This is a genomic window from Massilia sp. CT11-108 (assembly GCF_047302915.1).
GTDB classification, from domain to species: domain Bacteria; phylum Pseudomonadota; class Gammaproteobacteria; order Burkholderiales; family Burkholderiaceae_D; genus Telluria; species Telluria orientalis.
In genome coordinates this window covers 24,548-44,396 of sequence record NZ_JBKYMO010000008.1, presented here as the reverse complement: position 1 = coordinate 44,396, position 19,849 = coordinate 24,548, and the positions used below count along the sequence as shown (strand labels likewise).

Annotated in this window: 13 protein-coding genes; 7 read left to right on the top strand and 6 right to left on the bottom strand. The window is 59.2% G+C overall.

Features of this window, described 5'->3' with window-relative positions:
- Positions 1-109 precede the first annotated feature (109 nt).
- From ACEN88_RS02195 to ACEN88_RS02185, 3 genes are all read right to left on the bottom strand, one after another.
- The gene (locus ACEN88_RS02195) at positions 110-3,046 is read right to left on the bottom strand and encodes a TonB-dependent receptor (protein WP_413337181.1); all 2,937 of its coding nucleotides are present in this window, start codon (positions 3,044-3,046) and stop codon (positions 110-112) included.
- Positions 3,047-3,186: 140 nt separating this feature from the next.
- Entirely contained in the window at positions 3,187-4,527 is a 1,341-nt protein-coding gene (locus ACEN88_RS02190) for an enolase C-terminal domain-like protein (RefSeq protein ID WP_413337180.1), read from the bottom strand.
- A gap of 117 nt (positions 4,528-4,644) precedes the next feature.
- Entirely contained in the window at positions 4,645-5,532 is an 888-nt protein-coding gene (locus ACEN88_RS02185; protein ID WP_413337179.1) for a LysR family transcriptional regulator, read from the bottom strand.
- 517 nt (positions 5,533-6,049) lie between these two features.
- Here ACEN88_RS02185 and ACEN88_RS02180 point away from each other — a divergent pair.
- Positions 6,050-7,087 (top strand): LacI family DNA-binding transcriptional regulator, encoded by a 1,038-nt coding sequence (locus ACEN88_RS02180; protein ID WP_413337178.1) that lies wholly within the window; start codon positions 6,050-6,052, stop codon positions 7,085-7,087.
- Here the strand turns inward: ACEN88_RS02180 and ACEN88_RS02175 are convergent.
- The 3 genes from ACEN88_RS02175 to ACEN88_RS02165 form a co-directional block, all read right to left on the bottom strand.
- Positions 7,084-10,224 (bottom strand): TonB-dependent receptor, encoded by a 3,141-nt coding sequence (locus ACEN88_RS02175; protein ID WP_413337177.1) that lies wholly within the window; start codon positions 10,222-10,224, stop codon positions 7,084-7,086. The two genes, ACEN88_RS02180 and ACEN88_RS02175, sit on opposite strands and share 4 nt — an antisense overlap.
- A 449-nt stretch (positions 10,225-10,673) precedes the next feature.
- Positions 10,674-11,768, bottom strand: coding sequence for a porin (locus tag ACEN88_RS02170; protein WP_413337176.1), 1,095 nt, complete (start codon positions 11,766-11,768; stop codon positions 10,674-10,676).
- 181 nt (positions 11,769-11,949) lie between these two features.
- The gene (locus tag ACEN88_RS02165; RefSeq protein WP_413337175.1) at positions 11,950-12,762 is read right to left on the bottom strand and encodes an EAL domain-containing protein; all 813 of its coding nucleotides are present in this window, start codon (positions 12,760-12,762) and stop codon (positions 11,950-11,952) included.
- 220 nt (positions 12,763-12,982) lie between these two features.
- Here ACEN88_RS02165 and ACEN88_RS02160 point away from each other — a divergent pair, with 220 nt between their 5' ends.
- The 6 genes from ACEN88_RS02160 to ACEN88_RS02135 all read left to right on the top strand — a co-directional run bounded on the left by ACEN88_RS02160 (position 12,983) and on the right by ACEN88_RS02135 (position 19,838).
- A complete protein-coding gene (locus ACEN88_RS02160; RefSeq protein ID WP_413337174.1) occupies positions 12,983-14,914 on the top strand; it encodes a helix-turn-helix domain-containing protein in 1,932 nt (643 codons plus the stop codon).
- A gap of 163 nt (positions 14,915-15,077) precedes the next feature.
- Positions 15,078-16,160, top strand: coding sequence for an SMP-30/gluconolactonase/LRE family protein (locus ACEN88_RS02155; protein ID WP_413337173.1), 1,083 nt, complete (start codon positions 15,078-15,080; stop codon positions 16,158-16,160).
- Positions 16,161-16,217: 57 nt separating this feature from the next.
- On the top strand, positions 16,218-16,586 hold the full coding sequence (gene pcaC / locus ACEN88_RS02150) for a 4-carboxymuconolactone decarboxylase (RefSeq protein ID WP_413337172.1): 369 nt from the start codon (positions 16,218-16,220) through the stop codon (positions 16,584-16,586).
- 111 nt (positions 16,587-16,697) lie between these two features.
- Positions 16,698-18,317: a methyl-accepting chemotaxis protein gene (locus ACEN88_RS02145; RefSeq protein ID WP_413337183.1), complete on the top strand. Its 1,620-nt coding sequence runs from the start codon at positions 16,698-16,700 to the stop codon at positions 18,315-18,317.
- A gap of 157 nt (positions 18,318-18,474) precedes the next feature.
- Entirely contained in the window at positions 18,475-18,699 is a 225-nt protein-coding gene (locus tag ACEN88_RS02140; protein ID WP_413337171.1) for a hypothetical protein, read from the top strand.
- 200 nt (positions 18,700-18,899) lie between these two features.
- Positions 18,900-19,838 (top strand): 3-keto-5-aminohexanoate cleavage protein, encoded by a 939-nt coding sequence (locus ACEN88_RS02135; RefSeq protein ID WP_413337170.1) that lies wholly within the window; start codon positions 18,900-18,902, stop codon positions 19,836-19,838.
- Positions 19,839-19,849 lie beyond the last annotated feature (11 nt).

Genomic DNA, 19,849 nt, shown 5'->3' with positions numbered 1-19,849 from the left:
AAAAAACCGGCGCGGGTTCACCTCCCCAAAAAACCCCCCCCCCCCCTGGCGGCACAATTCCCGGGTTTGGGGGGGGGGGCCCGCCCCCCCCCCCCCCACGGCATGGTCATCAGAACTTCATGCGCAATCCGACGGCCAGGGTACGTCCCGGCTTGTAGCTGGTGTACGTCGCGTTCGGGTACTGGAAGTAGGCACGGCGCGTCGTGTTCGTCAGGTTCACGACGTCGAGCGTCAGCGTGGGATAGTTGTCGCGGTCCATGATTTCCGCCAGGTCGACCTGCGACGAGAAGTCGAGCTGTTTGAAATCATCGCCGAACAAGGCGGCGTTCGTGATGCCGTTCTGGTTCGGGCCGGAATTCTGGCTGCCCTGCGAATACGTGTGCGACAGGCGTGCCAGCAAACCATGGTTTTCGTAGTAGACCTGGAAGTTGTTGCTCTTCTTCGGCACACCCAGTGCGACGAAGCCCGCGGAGCCTTCGCCGCTCGCCTTCTGGTTGATCATGGTGAGCGTTTCCGAGAAGCCGAAACCGCGCCACGGCAGCAGCTTGTCGAGCGGCTGCACCCAGCCCAGCTCGAGTCCTTGCACCTTCAGCAGGCCCGAGGCGTTGCGCTGCGACGTCGTGACGATCGTCGCGGCGTTCTGGCCGCCGCGCGCATCGAGCGAGCCCTGCTGGGTCGGCGTCAGGTTGCTGTACGTGATGCCGTAGGCGGCCAGGGCGCTGAACGGCACCGTCACGTTCTGGTTCAACGTGAACCCGTTCAGGTTTTTCTGGAAGACCGTGGCCGACAGATAGCCCTCGCGCCCCATGTAATACTCGACGCCGAAATCGAAGTTATCCGAGATATACGGTTTCAGATCCGGGCTGCCCAGCGTCGCGGTATCGGCCGACGGCGACGAGAAGTTGATGCCGGGGCGCAGCGCATCCGGGTTCGCACGGGTCATGCTGCGCGATACCGACGCGCGCAGCACCAGGTTCTTGGCGAGGTCGTAGGCCAGGCTGGCCGAGGGCAGCGTATTGTTGTAGGTCTTGTCGATATAGACCCATTGGCTGATGTTCGGGAAAGGCGTGCTTCCCGCGGGCAGGGTCGCGTTGCGCGGGTCCACCGTGGAGTTGTAGGCGCCGACATTCTGCTTGGTACGCACGTAGCGCACACCCGCGTCGTAACGCAGCGAACGGTCGAATACAGGCACCGTACCGTCGACCTGCAGGAACAGGCCGGTGGTCTTCTCGTCGATATAGCCCGTGCTGGCACCCGTATTGGAGGAGCCCGCGACCGGCGCGGACTGCAGCAGGGCATCGTAACCGGTGGCGGCCGCAAAGCGGTTGAAGTCGACCGACAGCAGGTTGTCCGGACCCTGGACCAGGTAGTTGGCAATGCCCAGGCCGAGCGAACCGGGGCCCTGGCAATTGGCCGAGTTGGCGCAGACTAGGTTCTGCCATGCCGTCGTGTTGTCGCGTGCGGTAATGCGGCGCATGATGTCGTCATACGCGAAGCCGCCCTTGATGCTGAAGGCCTTGTCGCCCCACGTCAGGGACGACCGCACGCCTTGCGTCCTGGTCATGCGCTCTTCGGCATTGATGCTGACGCGACCGCCTTGCGAGGTATTGAGGACCCAGCTGGCCGGATCATAGGTGTCGACGTTGCTGGTAATGCTCGGGAGCGCGCCGTTCTGATAATCGATGGTCGTGCCCGAATTCTGTGCCGTGACGGGACCGACGGTGGGCGACTGGCGCGTGAAGGTCGAGCGCGTGTAGTTCACCTGGCCGTCCATCTTCAGTTTGTCGGACAGTTTCCATTCGAAGCCGGGGTTCACGCCGATCAGGCGTACACGTTCGTTATAGGGACGATACTCGAGGAAGTACTGGGCATTGGCGAACGTGCCGCTTTCCACCACGCAGCCATTGGCGCAGTCGCCACCCGACACTTTCATGTTGAGCGGAATGACGGCGCCGTTGCGGCCGACCCAGGACGTGTCCGTGCGCTCCAGCGTATTGTGTTTTTCGCTGAACATCGAGTCGACATAGAAGTGCAAGCTGTCGCTCGGGCGATATTCGCCGGACAGGACGGCGGTGATCTTGCCCTTGTCGCCGTACTCGGCCATGCTGCGTCCCAGGCGCGGAATCAGGGCGTTGTCGATTTGCTGGATGGTCAGGCCCGGGTTGTGGGCGAGCAGGAACGCCTGGTCGATGGGGGCGCCCGGCGTCAGTCCGTTGCCCGCATTGGACGGCACGGTGGCCGGAATCGTGAAGTTGCCGCCGCCGGTATTGTTGCGCGTCGGGCTGTTGTTTTGTGCGGCCGAGAGATTCGGGTTCGTGTAGCCGATGGTCTCGTAGCCGGTCGTATGGACCTTGGTGCTGCCCCAGGCAATGCCGCCCAGCAAGCCCCAGGTGTTGTTCCAGGTGCGGCTCGATACCAGCGAACCCCGGTTACCCCATTTACCCGCGACCTGGCTGCGCGTGCCGACGACGTTGAACGAATTGAAGTCGCCCTTGTGGTCGAATGGGCGCGCGCTGCGCATGTCGACGACGCCGGCAGCGCCGCCTTCCAGCATCGATGCCGTCGGGCTCTTGCTGACCGTCAGTTTCGTGAACAGGTCAGTCGGCAGCAGGTCGAGGTCGACCTCGCGGTTCGAACTCTGGGCGTCGGTCGTGCCGGTCGACGCAACGGCGACGGGCGCGCCGTTCAACAGCACTTTCGTGAAGCTCGTACCGAGACCGCGGATCTGGACGTTGACGCCTTCGCCCGTGATTTCACGCGATACCTGGACGCCCGGGATGCGATTCAGCGATTCGGCGATATTCGTATCCGGGAACTTGCCGATGTCTTCGGCGAAGATGGAGTCCTGGAAGCCGGTGGCTTCGCGCTTGTCGCGCGCGGAGGAGGCCAGCGAGGCGCGGTAACCCGTTACGGTCACCGTCTGCGGGGCCATCGGCGCCGCTTCCTGGGCATAGGCGGTGGACACCATGCTTGCCAGGATAGTGAGTTGCAGGATGCGGGTGCCCGTACGGGCGTCGTATCGTGAACGATTCTTGCTGCTGTTCATATAGTCTCCAAAGTTTATTTTTATAAACAAAATAAAAAAGTACAAACCCTGTCGGCGATGCGTATTCACGCAACCGTTCGATTCGCGACATGCGGAAAAGGCCTCGAGGGTTCAATGCATTGCGCCGGCGCTTGCTGGAATCAACGCAACATGCAGGGGCGCTTGTTATCGAATTTCCAGCCGGGGATCAGGAATTGCATTGCGGCCGCGTCGTCGCGGACGCCCGTCCCCAGGTTCTTGTAATCCTGATGGGCTTTTTCAAGCTCGACCATATCGATGTCGATGCCGAGCCCCGGTTTTTGCGGCAGCCGTACCGCGCCTCCCTCGATCTTCAGGGGTTCCTTCGTCAGGCGTTGGCCGTCCTGCCAGATCCAGTGCGTGTCGATCGCGGTGACACGGCCAGGCGCAGCCGCTCCCACATGGGTGAACATGGCGAGCGAAATATCGAAATGATTGTTCGAGTGCGATCCCCAGGTCAGGCCGAACATCTCGCACAGCTGCGCGACACGAACGGATCCCTGCATCGTCCAGAAATGGGGATCCGCCAGCGGGATATCGACGGACTGCAGCTGGATCGAATGTGCCATCTGGCGGAAATCGGTCGCGATCATGTTGGTGGCGGTCGGCAGACCCGTCGCGCGCCGGAACTCCGCCATGACTTCACGACCCGAAAAGCCGTTCTCGGCGCCACAGGGATCCTCGGCATACGCGAGCACGTTGCCCCGGTCGCGGCAGACCCGGATCGCCTCGCTCAGCGACCATGCCCCGTTTGGATCGAGCGTGACGCGGGCATCGGGAAACCGCTCATGCAAGGCGATCGCGGCATCCATCTCTTCGTTGGCGGAAAACACACCGCCCTTGAGCTTGAAATCATTGAAGCCATAGCGGGCATGGGCCGCCTCCGCAAGCTTCACGACTGCGTCGGGGGTCAGGGCCGGCTGGTTACGAAGCCGCAGCCAGGCATCCTCGCCAGCGGGCTCAGCGCGGTAACCCAGCGTTGTCCGGTCACGGTCGCCGATATAAAACAGGTAGCCGAGCATGTCGACGGCGTCGCGTTGAATGCCGTCTCCCAGCAGGGCCGCTACGGGAACGCCCAGAAACTGGCCCAGCAAGTCCAATAACGCCGATTCGACGCCGGTTACCGCGTGGATGGCCGTACGCAGATCATAGGTCTGCGTGCCCCGGCCGCCGGCGTCGCGGTCCGCAAACGCCGTCCGCATGGCGCCCAGCACGCTGTTGTACTCGCCAAGCGATTTGCCGACGACGAGCGCTCGCGCATCGTCGATCGTGCGGCGAATGCTCTCGCCGCCAGGTACCTCCCCGAGGCCCGTATTGCCGCTGCTGTCGGTCAGGATAATAACGTTGCGTGTGAACCAGGGGCCATGGGCGCCGCTCAGGTTCAGCAGCATACTGTCCTGGCCGGCAACAGGTACGACGCGCAGATCGGTTACGACGGGAGCATTCTTGACGGCACTATTCATGAGTAAGCTGGAAGTGATCGATGGCGTTGACAAGCTGAAACGATCTTATACTTCTAGCTTATTCTGTCCAAATCAATCAATGACTCGATTGATCCACTAATTGAATGTTGGCCTCGGCTATTCGTTCGAGCCAAACGACGGCAAGACTTCTTCCAGGAAAAGACCAAGCGCGGGATTGTCGTTGTCCCGCCGCCAGGCGCCAATCGTCTCGACAGGCTCCGTTTGTATCGGAAGAAAAGCAACGTTATTGAATTGCAGGCTCGTCGCGCTTTCGGCGATCAGTGCGGCGCCGAGTCCGGCGCGCACGAGCGCCAGCATCGTGTGGACCTGGCCGACATGCTCGACGATGTCCGGAATCACGCCTGCGCTTTGAAAACGCGCGTTCAGCATGTGATAAAAGGGTCTGGCTTCCTGTGGTGAATACATGACGAACGGCTTTCCGTGAAGGCAATCGAGCGTCGGTTCTGTTGGCCACTGATCAACGGATTCGGCAGGCACGGCGAGCATGAGCGGTTCGCTGAGAAGGACCTTGCTTTCCAGCTCGTTATTCAAAAGGTGAGGGCGCATCAGGCCAATGTCCAGTTGTCTGGCATTCAGGGCCTCGACCTGGCTGGTGCTGACCAGCTCTTTAAGCGAAAGTGCAATACCGGGACGGCAATCGCGTAAGCGACGGACGACTTCCGGAAGCAGGCTATATCCGGAAGCGGACGTGAAACCGATCGTCAGCGCCCCTTGCTCTCCTTTTGCGACACGACGCGCTTTTAAAGAGGCCTGCTCCGCGAAGCGTAAAATCTGCGTTGCCTCGGGTAAAAACGCTTTCCCGGCGGCGGTAAGACGTACTACTCTGCTATTTCGTTCGAGAAGTTGCGCGCCAACGTGGTGTTCCAAAAGCCTGATTTGGCGACTGAGGGGAGGTTGAGTCATATTCAACCTTTCCGCGGCGCGACTGAAATGTAATTCCTCGGCCACGGCAACGAAACAACGGAGCTGACTTAATTCAAACATCGATTTATTCCTTAAATCATGAGTCAGCCGACGTGAAGATTATCAAGATTGTTTATTTTGGTTCCTCCAGGAAAGACCTGCCGTACGCGAGCACAGCGTACCGGTTGGCGTATTGAAAAAACAGATCGGGTTCGGGGTGGATGCCGTTTGGTCCGATCATACTTAGGGTAGTGCAGTTATCAATACTAATCCATGCATTTATTGTATGGTGAAATACAATAATGGTATTTTTTGTGCTGATTTTTCTACCGGGTACTTCGCCGCTCCCGGCCTGTCCATTGAACGGTCCAATACCGGATTTCACTCAATTCATTCGTTGTATCGGCAGGAATACGATTTGAATCGGGTTATTCGGTGCGTTGCTGTAATATGGTTTCGTACCTCAGTTTCTCGTCTCCTCTCGCCCGGAATCGGGTATTAATGCCCTGTTCACCGAAAGGCAGACAGGGCATTTTTTTGACATGTTGTTGCTTGTGGTAGCGCGCAGATCCGCACGAAACCTCCCTGGGTTCGAACCATGAAAAAATCTCGGATCGACGATACGCGCCGAAGTTTTGATCACGGCGAAATTCCAACGCTTGCCGACGTCGCGAGATTCGCCGGCGTCTCCGTCATGAGCGTATGGAGAACCATGAACGGAGAGTCGGCAGTCACCGAGCGTACCCGGCGCAAGGTCGCCGCTGCGCTCGAGGCACTGCACTACGCGCCGAATGATCAGGCGCGCATTCTGGCCGGTTCCAGAACTGTCCGGATCGGTGTCGTTCACAACCAGGATTCCCGTTTTCTGAGCGAATTCCTGCTGAATCTCTTTAATCAATCTGTCGCCAATAATGTGAATCTGGTCGTCGCCAGGGACATACGGGTCGACGGGGTGATCTTTTTGCCATCACCCTATTCGGACGAAATGGTAACAAGAGCTTTCTGCGAGCCGGACATGCCTTCCGTAGTGGTTGGGTCCGCATTCAGCGACGAGCATGTCAGCGCCGTTTATGGCGACGATCGCGAGGCGGCATACAAAATGGCAAGCCACTTGATTCGTCTCGGCCATCATCGAATCGGCTTCATATCCGGACCCAGGGATAATATGGTCGGCATCCGTCGCCTGGAAGGATATCGTCGCGCCGTCAACGAACATGGGGTAGACGGCTCCGAGCATCTTGTCGTGTGCGGCGACTTCACTTATCGATCAGGCCTGGATGCGGCACAACGATTGCTCGGTTTATCGAAACGTCCAACGGCGATTTTCGCAAGCAGCGACGACATGGCAGCTGCGGCAATCGCGGTCGCGTTTCGTCTCGGCTTGACTGTCCCCGGCGATCTGACTGTTACGGGTTTCGGTAACACCACGATTGCAACATCGAACTGGCCCGAACTGACGACGCTGAAATATCCAGTTGCCGACATGGCGGGTCTGGCGATACATGCGCTTCTTCGGCAAGTGCGGGCCGTACGCGAGGGACGGGCTCCGAGTGTAGAGCGATCCAGTATGAGCCTTGACATCGTGCGGAGACAGTCGGACGCCGCCCCGCGACTGCGGGGCGGCAAAAAGTGTTAGAAGGTACTACGCAGTGACAACGTATAACTGCGGCCAGGGATATTTTGGTTGAACACGGCGCCGTTGAATTGCGTGTAGGTCTGGCTGATCGCGTTGTTCACGTTCCATACACTCAACGTCAGGTCCGTGTTGTAACCGAAACCGAAGACCTTTTTCAGATTCATGCCTGCTGACAAGTCCACCTGCTGGCGCCCGGTACTGTATGCGTAGGCGCCCCCGGCCACGGTCAGGCCGGTGTTGACGTTGACGACCGTGGATGCCTGATACTGGCGCGTCACGCGCAGGTTCACACCGTTGCGCTCGTAATACAGGGTCAGGTTGTTGGTGCGTGGCGGCACGCCGGAGACGGGCGGCGCATTCGGGGTCTCGTCTTTCTGCCTGGTGTAGGTAAAGTTACCGGTAAAGCCGAAGCCCTTCACCGGCAACATATCCAGTGCTTGCTGCCAGGTGAGTTCGACACCGCGAATCTTCAGCTTCGTCGCGATGTTGTAGGGCTCGGTGATCTCGACCAGGTGCTTGTCCGGGCCACCGCTCGCATCGACGGATTGCTGTTGCGCTGCCGTCAGGCCGACCGTGCCATAGATCTGGTTCAGCTGGGCGAGCGTGTACTGCACGATATGCGTACCGGGACGGTCGACGATGTCCTTGGCAAACGCGCCCAAGGCCAGATAGGAGTCGCGCGACATATAGTATTCCAGACCCAGGTCCAGGTTATTGGCCTGGAACGGTTTGAGATCCGGATTGGTGATGCTGCCCTGGCGCGCACCCTGGTCGCCGATGGAGAGCCTGGTCTGGCGCAGGTCGGCGGGATTCGCCCGCGTCATCGATTTCGACGCGGCAATCCGGGCAATCATCTTCGGCGTGATGTTATAGGCGAGCGTCGCCGACGGCAGCAGGTTGTGGTAAGTCACGGTTTCGTACGACCAGGTTCCAACGGAAGGATAGAGGCCGCCGTTTTGCAGCGTCGCGTTGCGAGGATCCGCAGTGGCCGCGAGGTCGCCGATCGTCTGCCGCGTACGGGCATAGCGGACGCCGGCGTTGAAGCGCAGGGTCCGGCCATACACGTTCAGCCGGCCATTCGTTTCGACATAGGCGCCACCCACGGCTTCACGGATGTAGCCGCCACTGCCGCTAAAGAAACCTTTGTAAATGTTGTCGCGGAAATATTGGTAATTGGTGTCTTTGGCGAACTTGTTCCAGTCTAGGGTAATGAAACCATGGTCCGTCGGCTGCAGGTAATTTGCCAGTGCACTATTCGGGACGAGGGAGCCGAGGTACGCCAGCGGCGTGGTCTGGCCGGCTGAAGAACCCGTACCGTAGCCCGGATAGGCGGTGGCGGCATTCGTCATCGGCCCCGGGGCGTACCGTCCGTCGCAACCGGGGGACTGGATCTGGGTGTTCGGACCGAAGAACGTATAGTTGAGGTTGTTGCCGCAAGTAACGTTGGCCCAGGCATCGGCGACCGTATAGCTGCGGTAACGCCGTTCGATATCGTCGTAGGTGCCGCCGACCTTGATACTGAAGTCGTCGTCGCCCCATTTGACGTTCAGGCGCGTGCCGCGCGTCGAATTGCTGCGTTCGTACAAATCCATGACCAGGCCCGACATGCCTTGGCCCGCCTGGTACCAGCCGAAGTTGCTTGGATCGTTGGGGTTCAGGTTGCCGGTGAACGTCGGCGGTTGGCCGGGCGTCGTGTTGTCGTAGGTGATGACCGACGGCGCCGCCATCGTCGCGACCTTAACCTGCGGCATGTCGCGGGAGAACTTGCTGAGCGTGTAGTTGAATGCGCCGTCGATCGTCCACTTGTCGCTCGGCCGCCACTCGAAGCCGGGGTTAAGGCTGCGGAACTTGGTCTTGTCGATATCCGGGCGGTATTCCAGTCCCCAGAACGTGTTGGCCAGGGTCGCTTTCGTAATGACGCAACCGATCGTGCAATCGCTGCGATCGAATTCCATGCCGATGGGGATCGGCGTATTGGCACGTGTGCCCACGTTCATTGCCTGCCATTCCATCTCATTCCGCTTTTGCGCGAACACCGTGTCGAAGTAGAGGTTCCAGTCCTCGTTCGGCTGCCATTGCACGCTGATCACTTCGCCTGCGCGGCGGCGTTGGCCTTCGAACACCTGATGCCGGCCCAGGCGGCCCATCAGTCCATTGTCGATCTGCTGGATGGTGGCACCCGGGTTGAGCGCCAATAACATCGCCCGGTCGATTGTCGCGCCGGGCACGAGGACCGAACGGGCGTAGTCCGGCAACAGGTTCAAAGGCAGGCCCGCCGGTACCTTGTCCGGTGTCGATTGCGACCCGCCCCCCGTGCTGTTCGGGTTGTCCGCGGCGTTGGCCTGGAACGATTTCAACTGGAGGTTCCGCATGTCGACCGTGTCGAATGCGTCGGTACGGTACTTGGTCATGCCCCAGGCGACGCCGCCCAGAATCCCGAACTTGCCGAACCTGCTGGTGTTCCAGGTATTGCTGATCAGGGCCGAACCCGTCGTACCCGGCTTCTTGTCCCTGTCGCGGTAATTGCCGCTGAGCGTAAAGGCCGACCGGAAGCCGGCTTTATCGAATGGCCGGACGCTGCGCATGTCCACGGTTCCCGCGATGCCGCCCTCGATGACGCTGGCTTGCTGGCTCTTGTACACCGTCGCGCTGCGGAACAGTTCGGACGGAAGAAAGTCCATGTCGACTTCCCGGTTGGCGCTGATATTGCCGCCCCAGCTGCCCGCCGATGCGGACGCCATCGGCGCACCGTTCAGCAGCACCCGGGTAAATGCCGGGCCCATGCCGCGGATCGAGACGTTCATGCCCTCGCCATCGATCGACGCCCGGGTGACCGTCACACCGGGTACGCGCGACAACGCGTCTGCGATGTTCGGATCGGGAAATTTGCCCATGTCTTCCGAAAACACGGTATCGCTCAAGCCGATATTCTCGCGCTTTTCGTTCGCAGACAGGGCCAGCGAACTGCGATAACCGGTCACGGTGACTTTCTCGACATTCTCCTTTCCGGCGGTTTTATCCGATTCGGACGCGGATTGTGCGTAGGCGTTCGAAATGAGCGCTGCCAGCAGCGTGAGCGTAAAAACGTTGGATCCGACGCGGCTGCGGGGTTGGCATGGTGTTCTATGGTTTTTCAAGCTTATCTCCGTTTATTGAATATTTTTTGTTCCGGCGGAATAGAGCGGGTTCGCGCCGGCGCCATATAACGGTATCTTTTCGCTTTAACAAAATGCCAATTCTAATTTTGATTCAGTCAATACAATATTTGAATTCCTATGTTCTACGCTCTGTAAGGACGCGGAAGACTTGGTGATATCAAAAAATGTTGTGCGCTAACATGCAACACTCGTCGTCGCGATGTGTACGCGAATTTCTACTCCCTCACAGGGGATGACCCCGGATAAATACACATATTGAATTGCATGGATATCAATCGTAGATAGATGTAGGCGTTTTGATCCGGGGTGACTGTTAGCCTGCCGGAAGTAATGTTATGAAGTGTTTGAGGTTGGAAGCGCCCTGGCAAATTGATTGGAGGCGATATCCTCGCCTCGGTCCAGCATTTTGACCAGGCAGCCAAGCTCAATCAAAAGTTATGACGGATGCCGATTTCCCCGCCCGTGCTTCTTCCACCCGCGACGGTATTTGACGAAAAAGATCCGATATCTTCGATATTCAATCGCCCTTGTCCGTGGTTGCTCAATCGTGCGATTGCCGCGTACAGCGCCGTGCGTTTGGAAAGGTTGTGTACATAACCTGCCGCAAAACCATGTGCTCCGTACACGCCTGCAGAGTTTGCGGCATTGTCGGAACGCGATGCCACAGCGGAAATCCAGGCATGGTCGTTCTGGACCGGAATTACCGCAGCAATACTTGCCCGCGATTCGCGCAGATTGACAAATTTGTCCGTATTAGCCCATAACATGATCTTCGCGGCCTTGAAGTCATAGCTCACGCCTGCATTCGCCTGGGTCCACTTTCCTGTTGACGAAGTAGCGCGGGTATTCGACGTGATATCGGTTTGCGCGAGCGCGCCTGCGATCTCGAACGGACCTCCCGCATACCCCAGCCGGCCGCTGACGGAGCGGCGGATCGTGGTGCCGCACACCGTGTTGCCGTTGCAACCATTTCCGCCTTCGCCTGCGGACACCTGGAAGGATCCATACATGCCTCCAAGTCCACCCGGCGTCGAATAGGTGATCGCATTCGTAGTCCAGTAGTAGTTCGGCACCAGCCCCTGGTTGAGCAGATTGGAATAGTGCGAAACATTGCCCACGCCAAGGTTGTAAGTCGGGTCGAACGAGTACATGTTCACGTAGTTCGGCGACCAGTCGCGACCGAGATGCACTTCGCCAAAGTTGCCGTTCAGTCCGACCCAGGCACTACGGTTAAAGAATGGCACGCCAAATGCACCGGTCGCGGATTGCCCGGTGTCCGGTGTAAATGCACTTTCGAGGAGGAAGATGGCGTTCATGCCCCCGCCCAGGTCTTCCGTGCCGCGGACGCCGAACAGTGATGGCGAGTTGCCGAACGTACTCACCGAAGTGGCCGAGCCGCTCCCGGAATATTGAATGTGGCGAATCCCGACATCGACTGCGCCGAAAAACGTCGTCGACGATTCCGCAAATGCGGGCGCAACACACAAACCGAACAAGGCCATCCCCATGAATTGTTTTTTCATTATTGTCTCCAAAATATGTTGGTCTAATTATCTTCAACGTGACTTTGTGGATTCGCGATTTCCACGACGATTGAACGCGCATGCCTCCGAAAGAAAATGAGGGTGCAATCAGGCACCCGAGGTGCCTGGCAAAATAAGCAGCGTGTAATCGGGATTAATGGGCCGGCAACAAAAAAGGCCTTCAGGCTGCGATCAGCAGTGCCTCGTTGCGAACTTTCCGGCGCTCGACGTTTCTCATGGCAGCATCGATATTTCTCATTGCGGCGCTAAAATAAAATCCCTGGCCGACGTTACAACCGAGGCTCTGAATGAAATCCAGCTGTGCCTTCGTTTCGATCCCTTCGGCGACAGTGCGCAAGTGCATTTTTCTGGCTAACTGCACAATGGCCTCCAGAATTCCGGTCAGTTTTCTGTCTTCGGAAATCCCTGCGATGAAGATGCGATCGATCTTCAACTCGGTAAAAGGCAGCTTGCTCAGCAATTTCAGCGAGGAGTAGCCGGTGCCGAAATCGTCGATTGAAATGCGAAAGCCTCTGTCGCGCAAGATGCTGAGCGACGCCAGGACTGAGGAAAAATTTTCCGGAAAGGTGGTCTCGGTAACTTCAATGGTGATTTGATCAAACGGTATGCCGTGCTCGTTGACCATCGAACATATGCGGCTTGCGAAACGGGGATTTTCCAGGGTGGCCGATGAAAAGTTCATGGCCATTCCCACCCCATCCATGAGCTTGTTGTCGCGGGCACCGAGCAGCGATTGCCGAAAGACGCTATCGGTAAATTCGTCGATCAAGCCGGCCTGTTCAATCAGGCTGATGAATTGTCTGGGTGGCAGAATGCCCAGGTCAGGATGGATCCATCGCGCCAGGATCTCCACGCAGGACGCAGTGCCGGTAGCAAGGTCGATCTTGGGCTGGAAGAAAGGGATGAATTCATTACGGCGAATTGCCCTGGCCATGTCATCCCTGGACCATTTGGGTTTTCGCTGGTTTTCCATGATGTCTCCTGTACGACTGCCGCGTGCTTGTTGGATGCTAGTGTCCCCAAATAAGCTTTGAAAAACTATGTACGACTGCACATATTCAACACGTTGGAAGTGTGCGGTTATGACATGGCTGGCTGCAGTGGGATAAACTAAAGTCCACGCGACAACGGTGCCGGCGGTTGGCGTGCACCATTTGGATTACGCTTCCATAGGGTTTCTCTTGCATATGAAAATGTCCCCGGACCTCGCTACCGAACTGATCACGTTGCTGCACCGCAATGCGCCGATCGAGGAATTCTCGGCACACCTCGCGCGCGCGGAGGCCTTGGGCAAGGAAGACGAAGGGAATGCCGGATCGATTGAGGTTGCCCGGATGGCATTGGCGGTGAAGAACCGGCTCGACCTGCACCAGTTGAGCGAGCAAGGCATGCTGGCGATGTTCGAATCGGCCAAGGACCTGACCAGCCGCCTCGACGTGGGAAGCCTGCTCGGCGCCATCGTCACTCGCGCGAGGAACCTGCTCGGTTCGCATGTCGCCTGGCTGACCGTGTACGACGCCGACAAGGACGAGTTCCAGGTATTGGCGTCGGACGGCGCGATCTCGTTCAATACGACGACAATGAAAGTCAGCCGGCGGCTGGGCATTGCCAGCGTGGTGATGTCGACGCGTCTGCCTTTTTATACGCCCAACTATTTGCTCGACAAGCGCTTCCCGCACGATCCGGTGATCGACGACACCTTTCGCGACGAGGGGATCGCGGGGCTGGCCGGCGTGCCACTCCTGTTCGATGAAAAAGTCCTCGGCCTGCTGTTTATCGCCGACCGCTACAACCGCACCTACACAGCCCTGAACATTGCCATCCTCAGCACGCTCGCCACGCACGCGGCGGTGGCAATCAACAATGCGCGGGCGTTCAAGCAGGCCAACGAAGCATTCCAGCGCGCGGACCAGGCACGCGCCGAGCTCGAGCACCATGTGCGTGAGATCCAGAATGCCGCCGAAGCGCACGAGCAATTGACGTCGTCGCTGGCGAAAGGCGCTTCGCTGGACACGCTGTCCGAAACGATCGCCCAGCTACTCAATGGCGGCGTCGTCGTGCTGAATGAGGCATTCCAGGTCATCAGCCATGCCGCCGCGCCCGGTTATAGCGGCAAGCTGGCGAGCACGTACACGCCGCACGGCGCCATCAGTGCGGACATCACGAATGCCATACGGAACAGCCGGCAAGGCGGCCGTTCCGTCGTTGCGTATCAAGGCGATGGCGAATTGTGCCGCGCGATCGCCGTTATCGGCGGCAATGACCTGCTCGGTGCCGTGCTCCTGTTTCGCAAGGAAGACCTCGGCGAGATACCGGTGCGCACCTTCGAACGCAGTTCGAGCATTATCGGGATCGTGCTGCTGTCGCAGGAACGCATGGAAGCCGGCAAAAGCCGCGATGTGTCGACGCTGGTGCGTTCGCTGACGTCAGGCGGTCACCGCGATGACATGGCCTCGACCTCGGAGCTGGCGAAGCGGTTCGGGCTCGACTTGTCGCAACCCGTGTCGTTGATACTCGTGGAAACGGAAGGCTTGCGACCGGACTCGCTGGCGCGGCGTTTGCGCGCCGGCTCGGCGCTTTCCGAACTCGTATTGGATGAGATCGATGGCACGCTGGCGATGATTGTATCGACAACCAAAGTGCAGCACATCTTGACCGAATTCACAGCCGTCGCCAAACGTGAATTCGTCGACAGCTTCAGCGGCATTCTCTCGAGGCCCATCCTGTCGCCGGCGGAAATCCCGGCGTCCTGCACGGTGATGCGGCGCGGACTGGCGGTGCTGCGACGGCTGGGCGTGAAGAACCAGATCGTCGATCAAAACGAGATGGCGCTGTACTCCGTGATTTTCGAAACCCACGACGAGGCCAGTTTGAAGGCCTTTCTCCAGGCGACGATCGGCCCGCTGGTTGCCTACGACGAAAAGCGCAATACGCAACTGGCCGAGACGCTGCTGTGCTACATGGACAGCAACCAGAACGCCAGGACGACGGCGATGCGCATGGACATCCATGTGAATACCGTTCGACAGCGCTTGAGCAGTATCGAGGAGATGCTCGGCTACTGGGGCAATCCTAATCGCGCGCTTGAAATCCACGTTGCGTTGCGGCTGTGGCGCCTCACCTGAAAAGTAACTCTATGCCATAAAAATCGCGTATTTATGGCTCATCCACACATTGTTCTGTCTCCGCTCGCCTCACATACTGTCTGTGCACGGACTGCCAACACATCGTGGCTTCCGTCCACGGGAAAACCAAGAGTGAGACTCACCCACCTGAAGGAGACAATACATGGACCAGGGAAATCGAAGCAAAAACGAATTACTTACGCCGGCGTCGTCGGGTCGTCGCGCCTGTCTGACCAGGCTTGTCGGGTCGTTGGGAGCCCTGGTGGCGCTTGACAGCGTCGCCAGCACGAAGACCCCGGATCGCGGGCTTGCTTATACTCCGGATATCCGAGGTCCTTTCCCGATTCCGCAGAACGAGCGCGGGCTGCATACCATCACGGCCACCCCATACTTCAAGGTATCGGACAAGGGTCTGCAACTGGAAGGCGCGTCGTTTGACCGGAAAGGCAACCTCCTTTTTGTCGACGTGTTTGGCGGTACGATTTTTCGCCTTACGCCCGACAAGGTTCTCAGCACCGTGCTGCCACCGAATTCCCTTGGCTCAGCCGGCATTGCCATTCACAAGGATGGGAGGATCTTTGTCTCGGGCCTCGGCAACTTCGTGGATACCGGGAGTATTTTCTGGTTGAATCCGGACGGCTCCGGCCTGACAACCATCGTTCCCGCGAGCGCAGGCTACCTGCCGGACGACTTGGTGTTCGATAAGAACGGCGGCTTTTATTTCACCGACTTCCGGGGCAGTTCGGACAATCCGGTCGGCGGCGTGCATTACGTCTCGCCGGATTTCAAGACGATCACGCCCATACTGAGCCACATGGCGATTGCAAATGGCGTTTGCCTGAGCCCCGACGGAAGCGTCCTCTGGGCCACCGAACTGAGTGCGGGGCGCCTCCATAAGGTCGAGTTGAGCGGAGCTACGACGATCGCTCCATTCGGCACGGCGGTACCTTACTATTTCAGCGGTTTTGCGCCCGACTCGATGCGTTCGGACAGTGACGGCAATATCTACGTCGCGATGTATTCGCAAGGACGCGTCCTTGTGTTCAATCCGAACGGTATCGCCATCGGACAGATCCTCCTGCCCAAGCGGGAAACGGGCCACAACATGAGGTCGACCAGCATCGGATTCGTGCCTGGAACGAATGACATGTTAATCCTTACCAACGACGGAAAAGGTGGCGAGGGGTCGTGGATTTTCCATGCCAAGGGCTTTGCAAAAGGCACGACGCTGTATTCCCATCAATAGGTAACTGGAGACCAGGCTGAGCATCCTTCGGGTAACTCGTCCGGGTAAGGCAACCTCATGGATCAACAGTATGACAATGGCTTGCAGGTGCGCGAGGAAGTCATGGGCAAGTCATTCGTGGACGACGCGCTCTCCAATGCAACCGACTTCACGATGCCGCTGCAGGAATTCATTACCCGGAATGCCTGGGGAACCGTGTGGTGCCGCACCGAGCTCGATAGGAAGACGCGAAGCCTGGTCACGATTGCAATGCTGACTGCGCTCGGGCGCACACATGAACTGAAAGGTCATGTGCGTGGCGCCCTCAATAACGGCGCCACGGCAGAGGAAATACGGGAAGTCCTGCTGCATGCAGCCATCTATTGCGGCGTCCCGATTGCTGCAGATGGGTTTCGCACAGCTGCGGAAATCATCGAGTCAATTTGACGAATACGTTCGGTGCAACCGAAATACCTCAACGATCTGCAAGCGGGTGATCGAGGACGTTTGCACGCCCACGCTACGTCGGCCGGCGATGCACCAAAATGACGGGTCACTATCATGAAAATTACATTTCGCCAAAAACTCTTCGTTCCTCTATTCCTCAGCTGGATCTGCCTGCTGGCCGTGTTCAGCGTGAATATCTTGCAGAGCCGGACGTTACGCCTCGAGGAACGCAAGATCCAGTTGTCCAACGCCGGCGAGATCGCCGCGTCCATCGCCAAGGAGTACGCGGCCCTCGCCGCCGCGGGCACGCTATCCCTTGACGACGCGAAAAAGGAGGCGCTGGCCCGGATCCGCGCGCTGCGCTTCGGCGCCACCGGCTACATCGTCAGCTACAACGACAATATCGTGCTGATGCACCCCATCAAGCCGGAACTGAATGGGACGCCGGTCGGACAGAACGTCGATCCGGAAGGGCGCAGGCCGTACGTGGACGGCATCGCCGCTGCGAAGGCAAGCGGCGCCGGTTTCATCAGATATGTGTGGGTCAAGCCAGGCTCGCAGAAACCGGAGCCCAAGCTGACGTACGTCCAGGCGTATCCACCGTGGGGCTGGTACTTCTTGACCGGCCTTTACGTCGACGACCTCGACCGTGCGTTCGACGCCCAGCTGGCCAGCGCGGCTGCCTGGGTGGCCGTGATCGGCGCGCTGCTGACGGCGATCGTCTGGTTCGTCGTGCGCAGCGTCGAACGCTCGATCGGCGGCGATCCGGAGAGCGCCGTCACGGTGGCGCAGCGCATCGCGTCCGGCGACCTCGGCATGGAGGTACCCGTGCGCGTTGGCGACGAGGCGAGCCTGATGGCCGCGATGAAGCGCATGCGCGACGCCCTGGCCGGCATCGTCGCCGACGTGCGCTCGGGCACGGACCTGATCGCGACGGCATCGCGCGAGATCGCCAGCGGCAACCTCGACCTGTCGAGCCGTACGGAAGAGCAGGCCAGCTCGCTGGAAGAGACGGCGGCCTCGATGGAAGAACTGACGTCGACCGTGAAGAACAGCGCCGACAACGCGCGCGAAGCGAGCCGGCTCGCCGATTCCGCCGCCGAGGCGGCGGGAAGGGGTGGCGCCGTGGTCGCGCGCGCCGTCGACTCGATGACGTCGATCAACGAATCGTCGAGCAAGATCGTCGACATCATCGACGTCATCGACGGCATCGCGTTCCAGACGAATATCCTCGCGCTGAATGCAGCCGTCGAGGCGGCCCGGGCGGGCGAGCAGGGCCGTGGCTTTGCCGTGGTGGCGAGCGAAGTGCGCAACCTGGCCCAGCGTTCCGCCACGGCCGCCCGGGAAATCAAGGCCCTGATCGGCGATTCCGTCGCACGCGTGAACGACGGCGCGAAGCTGGTCGAGGAAGCGGGCGCGACGATGCAGGAGATCGTCGCAAGCGTGAACAAGGTCAGCACGATGATCGGCGCGATCAGCGGCGCGGCGCAGGAGCAGGGCCAGGGCATCGAGCAAATCAACCAGGCCATCGCCCAGATGGACCAGGTGACCCAGCAGAATGCGTCGCTCGTCGAGGAAGCGGCGGCAGCGTCCGAAGCGATGCAGGAACAGGCCGCGAAGCTGGCCGCGGTGGTGAGCGTGTTCCGCATGGCCGCGGCAACTGCGCCGGGGCACCGGTCCGCTATGGCGCCAATGGCGCGTGCGCGCACCACCCGATCATTGCCTGCATAACTTTTCTCGCAACGCGTTCCGGACCAGCAATGTCATAACCGCACACTTTGAACCCATTGAATGTGTGCGGTCATACATAGTTTTCCAGGAGCGTTTTGAGGACACTAGCATTATCAGCAACCGGAGACAGCCGCTACACGGCAAGAGGTGAACCAGCATGATCAGCGACGTGGACATCAGGGATTGGCAACAGTCGGAGCAGGAGGTGGACGGGAGCATTCCGGCCTGCGGATGGTTGTTGGCCGCGGCGCCGTTGCTGCTGGCGGCAGTGGCAAACGATTACATATGGTCGCGTTATTCCGTGGTCGCCCAGGCCATCACCGCTCCCGCCGCTGGAAAAGATCAGATCGGAACTGTGGCATGCCGTGCCGTCGGTTTTTGAAGAAAGCGCTGAAGTCGTTGAGCAAGGCAACTTGACGTAATCCGACTCACTATCGTTGGTCCATAACCCGGGAGCTCCGCGCAGGCGGGCTTCTTTATTAGAAACCAGAGACACGCCGCGTACATCCCATTCGTTCCCCGGGAGGGAGACGTATGTGCTGCCGGCATCGAGAACGCCATCCACATGGCAGGAACATATTCATGAGCAAGCCGACAAGAAAAGTCATCATCTCCTGCGCCATCACCGGTGCCACGCACGTTCCGTCCATGTCGGAATATCTGCCGATTACCCCTGAGGAAATTCGCGACAGCGCCATTGATGCCGCGTTGGCGGGCGCGGCAATCATTCACCTGCATGCCCGTGATCCGCAGGACGGTCGTCCGACGCCCGCACCCGCTGTGTTCGAACAGTTTGTGCCGGAAATCGCACGGCGCACGAATGCGGTGATCAACATCACCACCGGGGGCAGTACTCGCATGACGCTGGATGAGCGCCTGGCTTACCCGCGTCTCGCCAAGCCGGAAATGTGCTCTTTGAACATGGGCACAATGAATTTCTCCATCCATCCGATTGCCTCGAAAATCACCTCCTGGCGCTACGACTGGGAGCGGGACTTCGTGCGGGGCATGGAAGGCACGATCTTCAAGAACAGTTTCGACGACATCAAACGTATCCTGCAGGAGCTGGGCCAGCATGGCACGCGCTTCGAATTCGAGTGCTATGACGTCGGCCATCTCTACAACCTTGCCTATTTCGTGGAACAGGGACTGGTGAAGGCGCCGTTCTTCATCCAGGCCGCCTTCGGCATCCTGGGGGGACTCGGTCCCGATCCGGAAAACATGACGATCATGCGCAACACGGCGGACCGGCTCTTTGGCCGGGAGAATTATCACTTCTCCGTATTGGGAGCGGGGCGCCACCAGATGGCGCTGGTAACGATGGCGGCGATCATGGGCGGAAACGTGCGGGTGGGGTTGGAGGATAGCGTCTACCTGAGCAAGGGCACCAAGGCCGAGAACAACGCCCAGCAGGTCAGCAAGATCAAGCGGATTCTCGAGGAACTGTCCTTCGAGATCGCCACGCCCGACGAGGCGCGGGAGATGTTGGGCCTGAAGGGTAATGCCGGCCTGTATTCCTGAGCCTGCTCGGA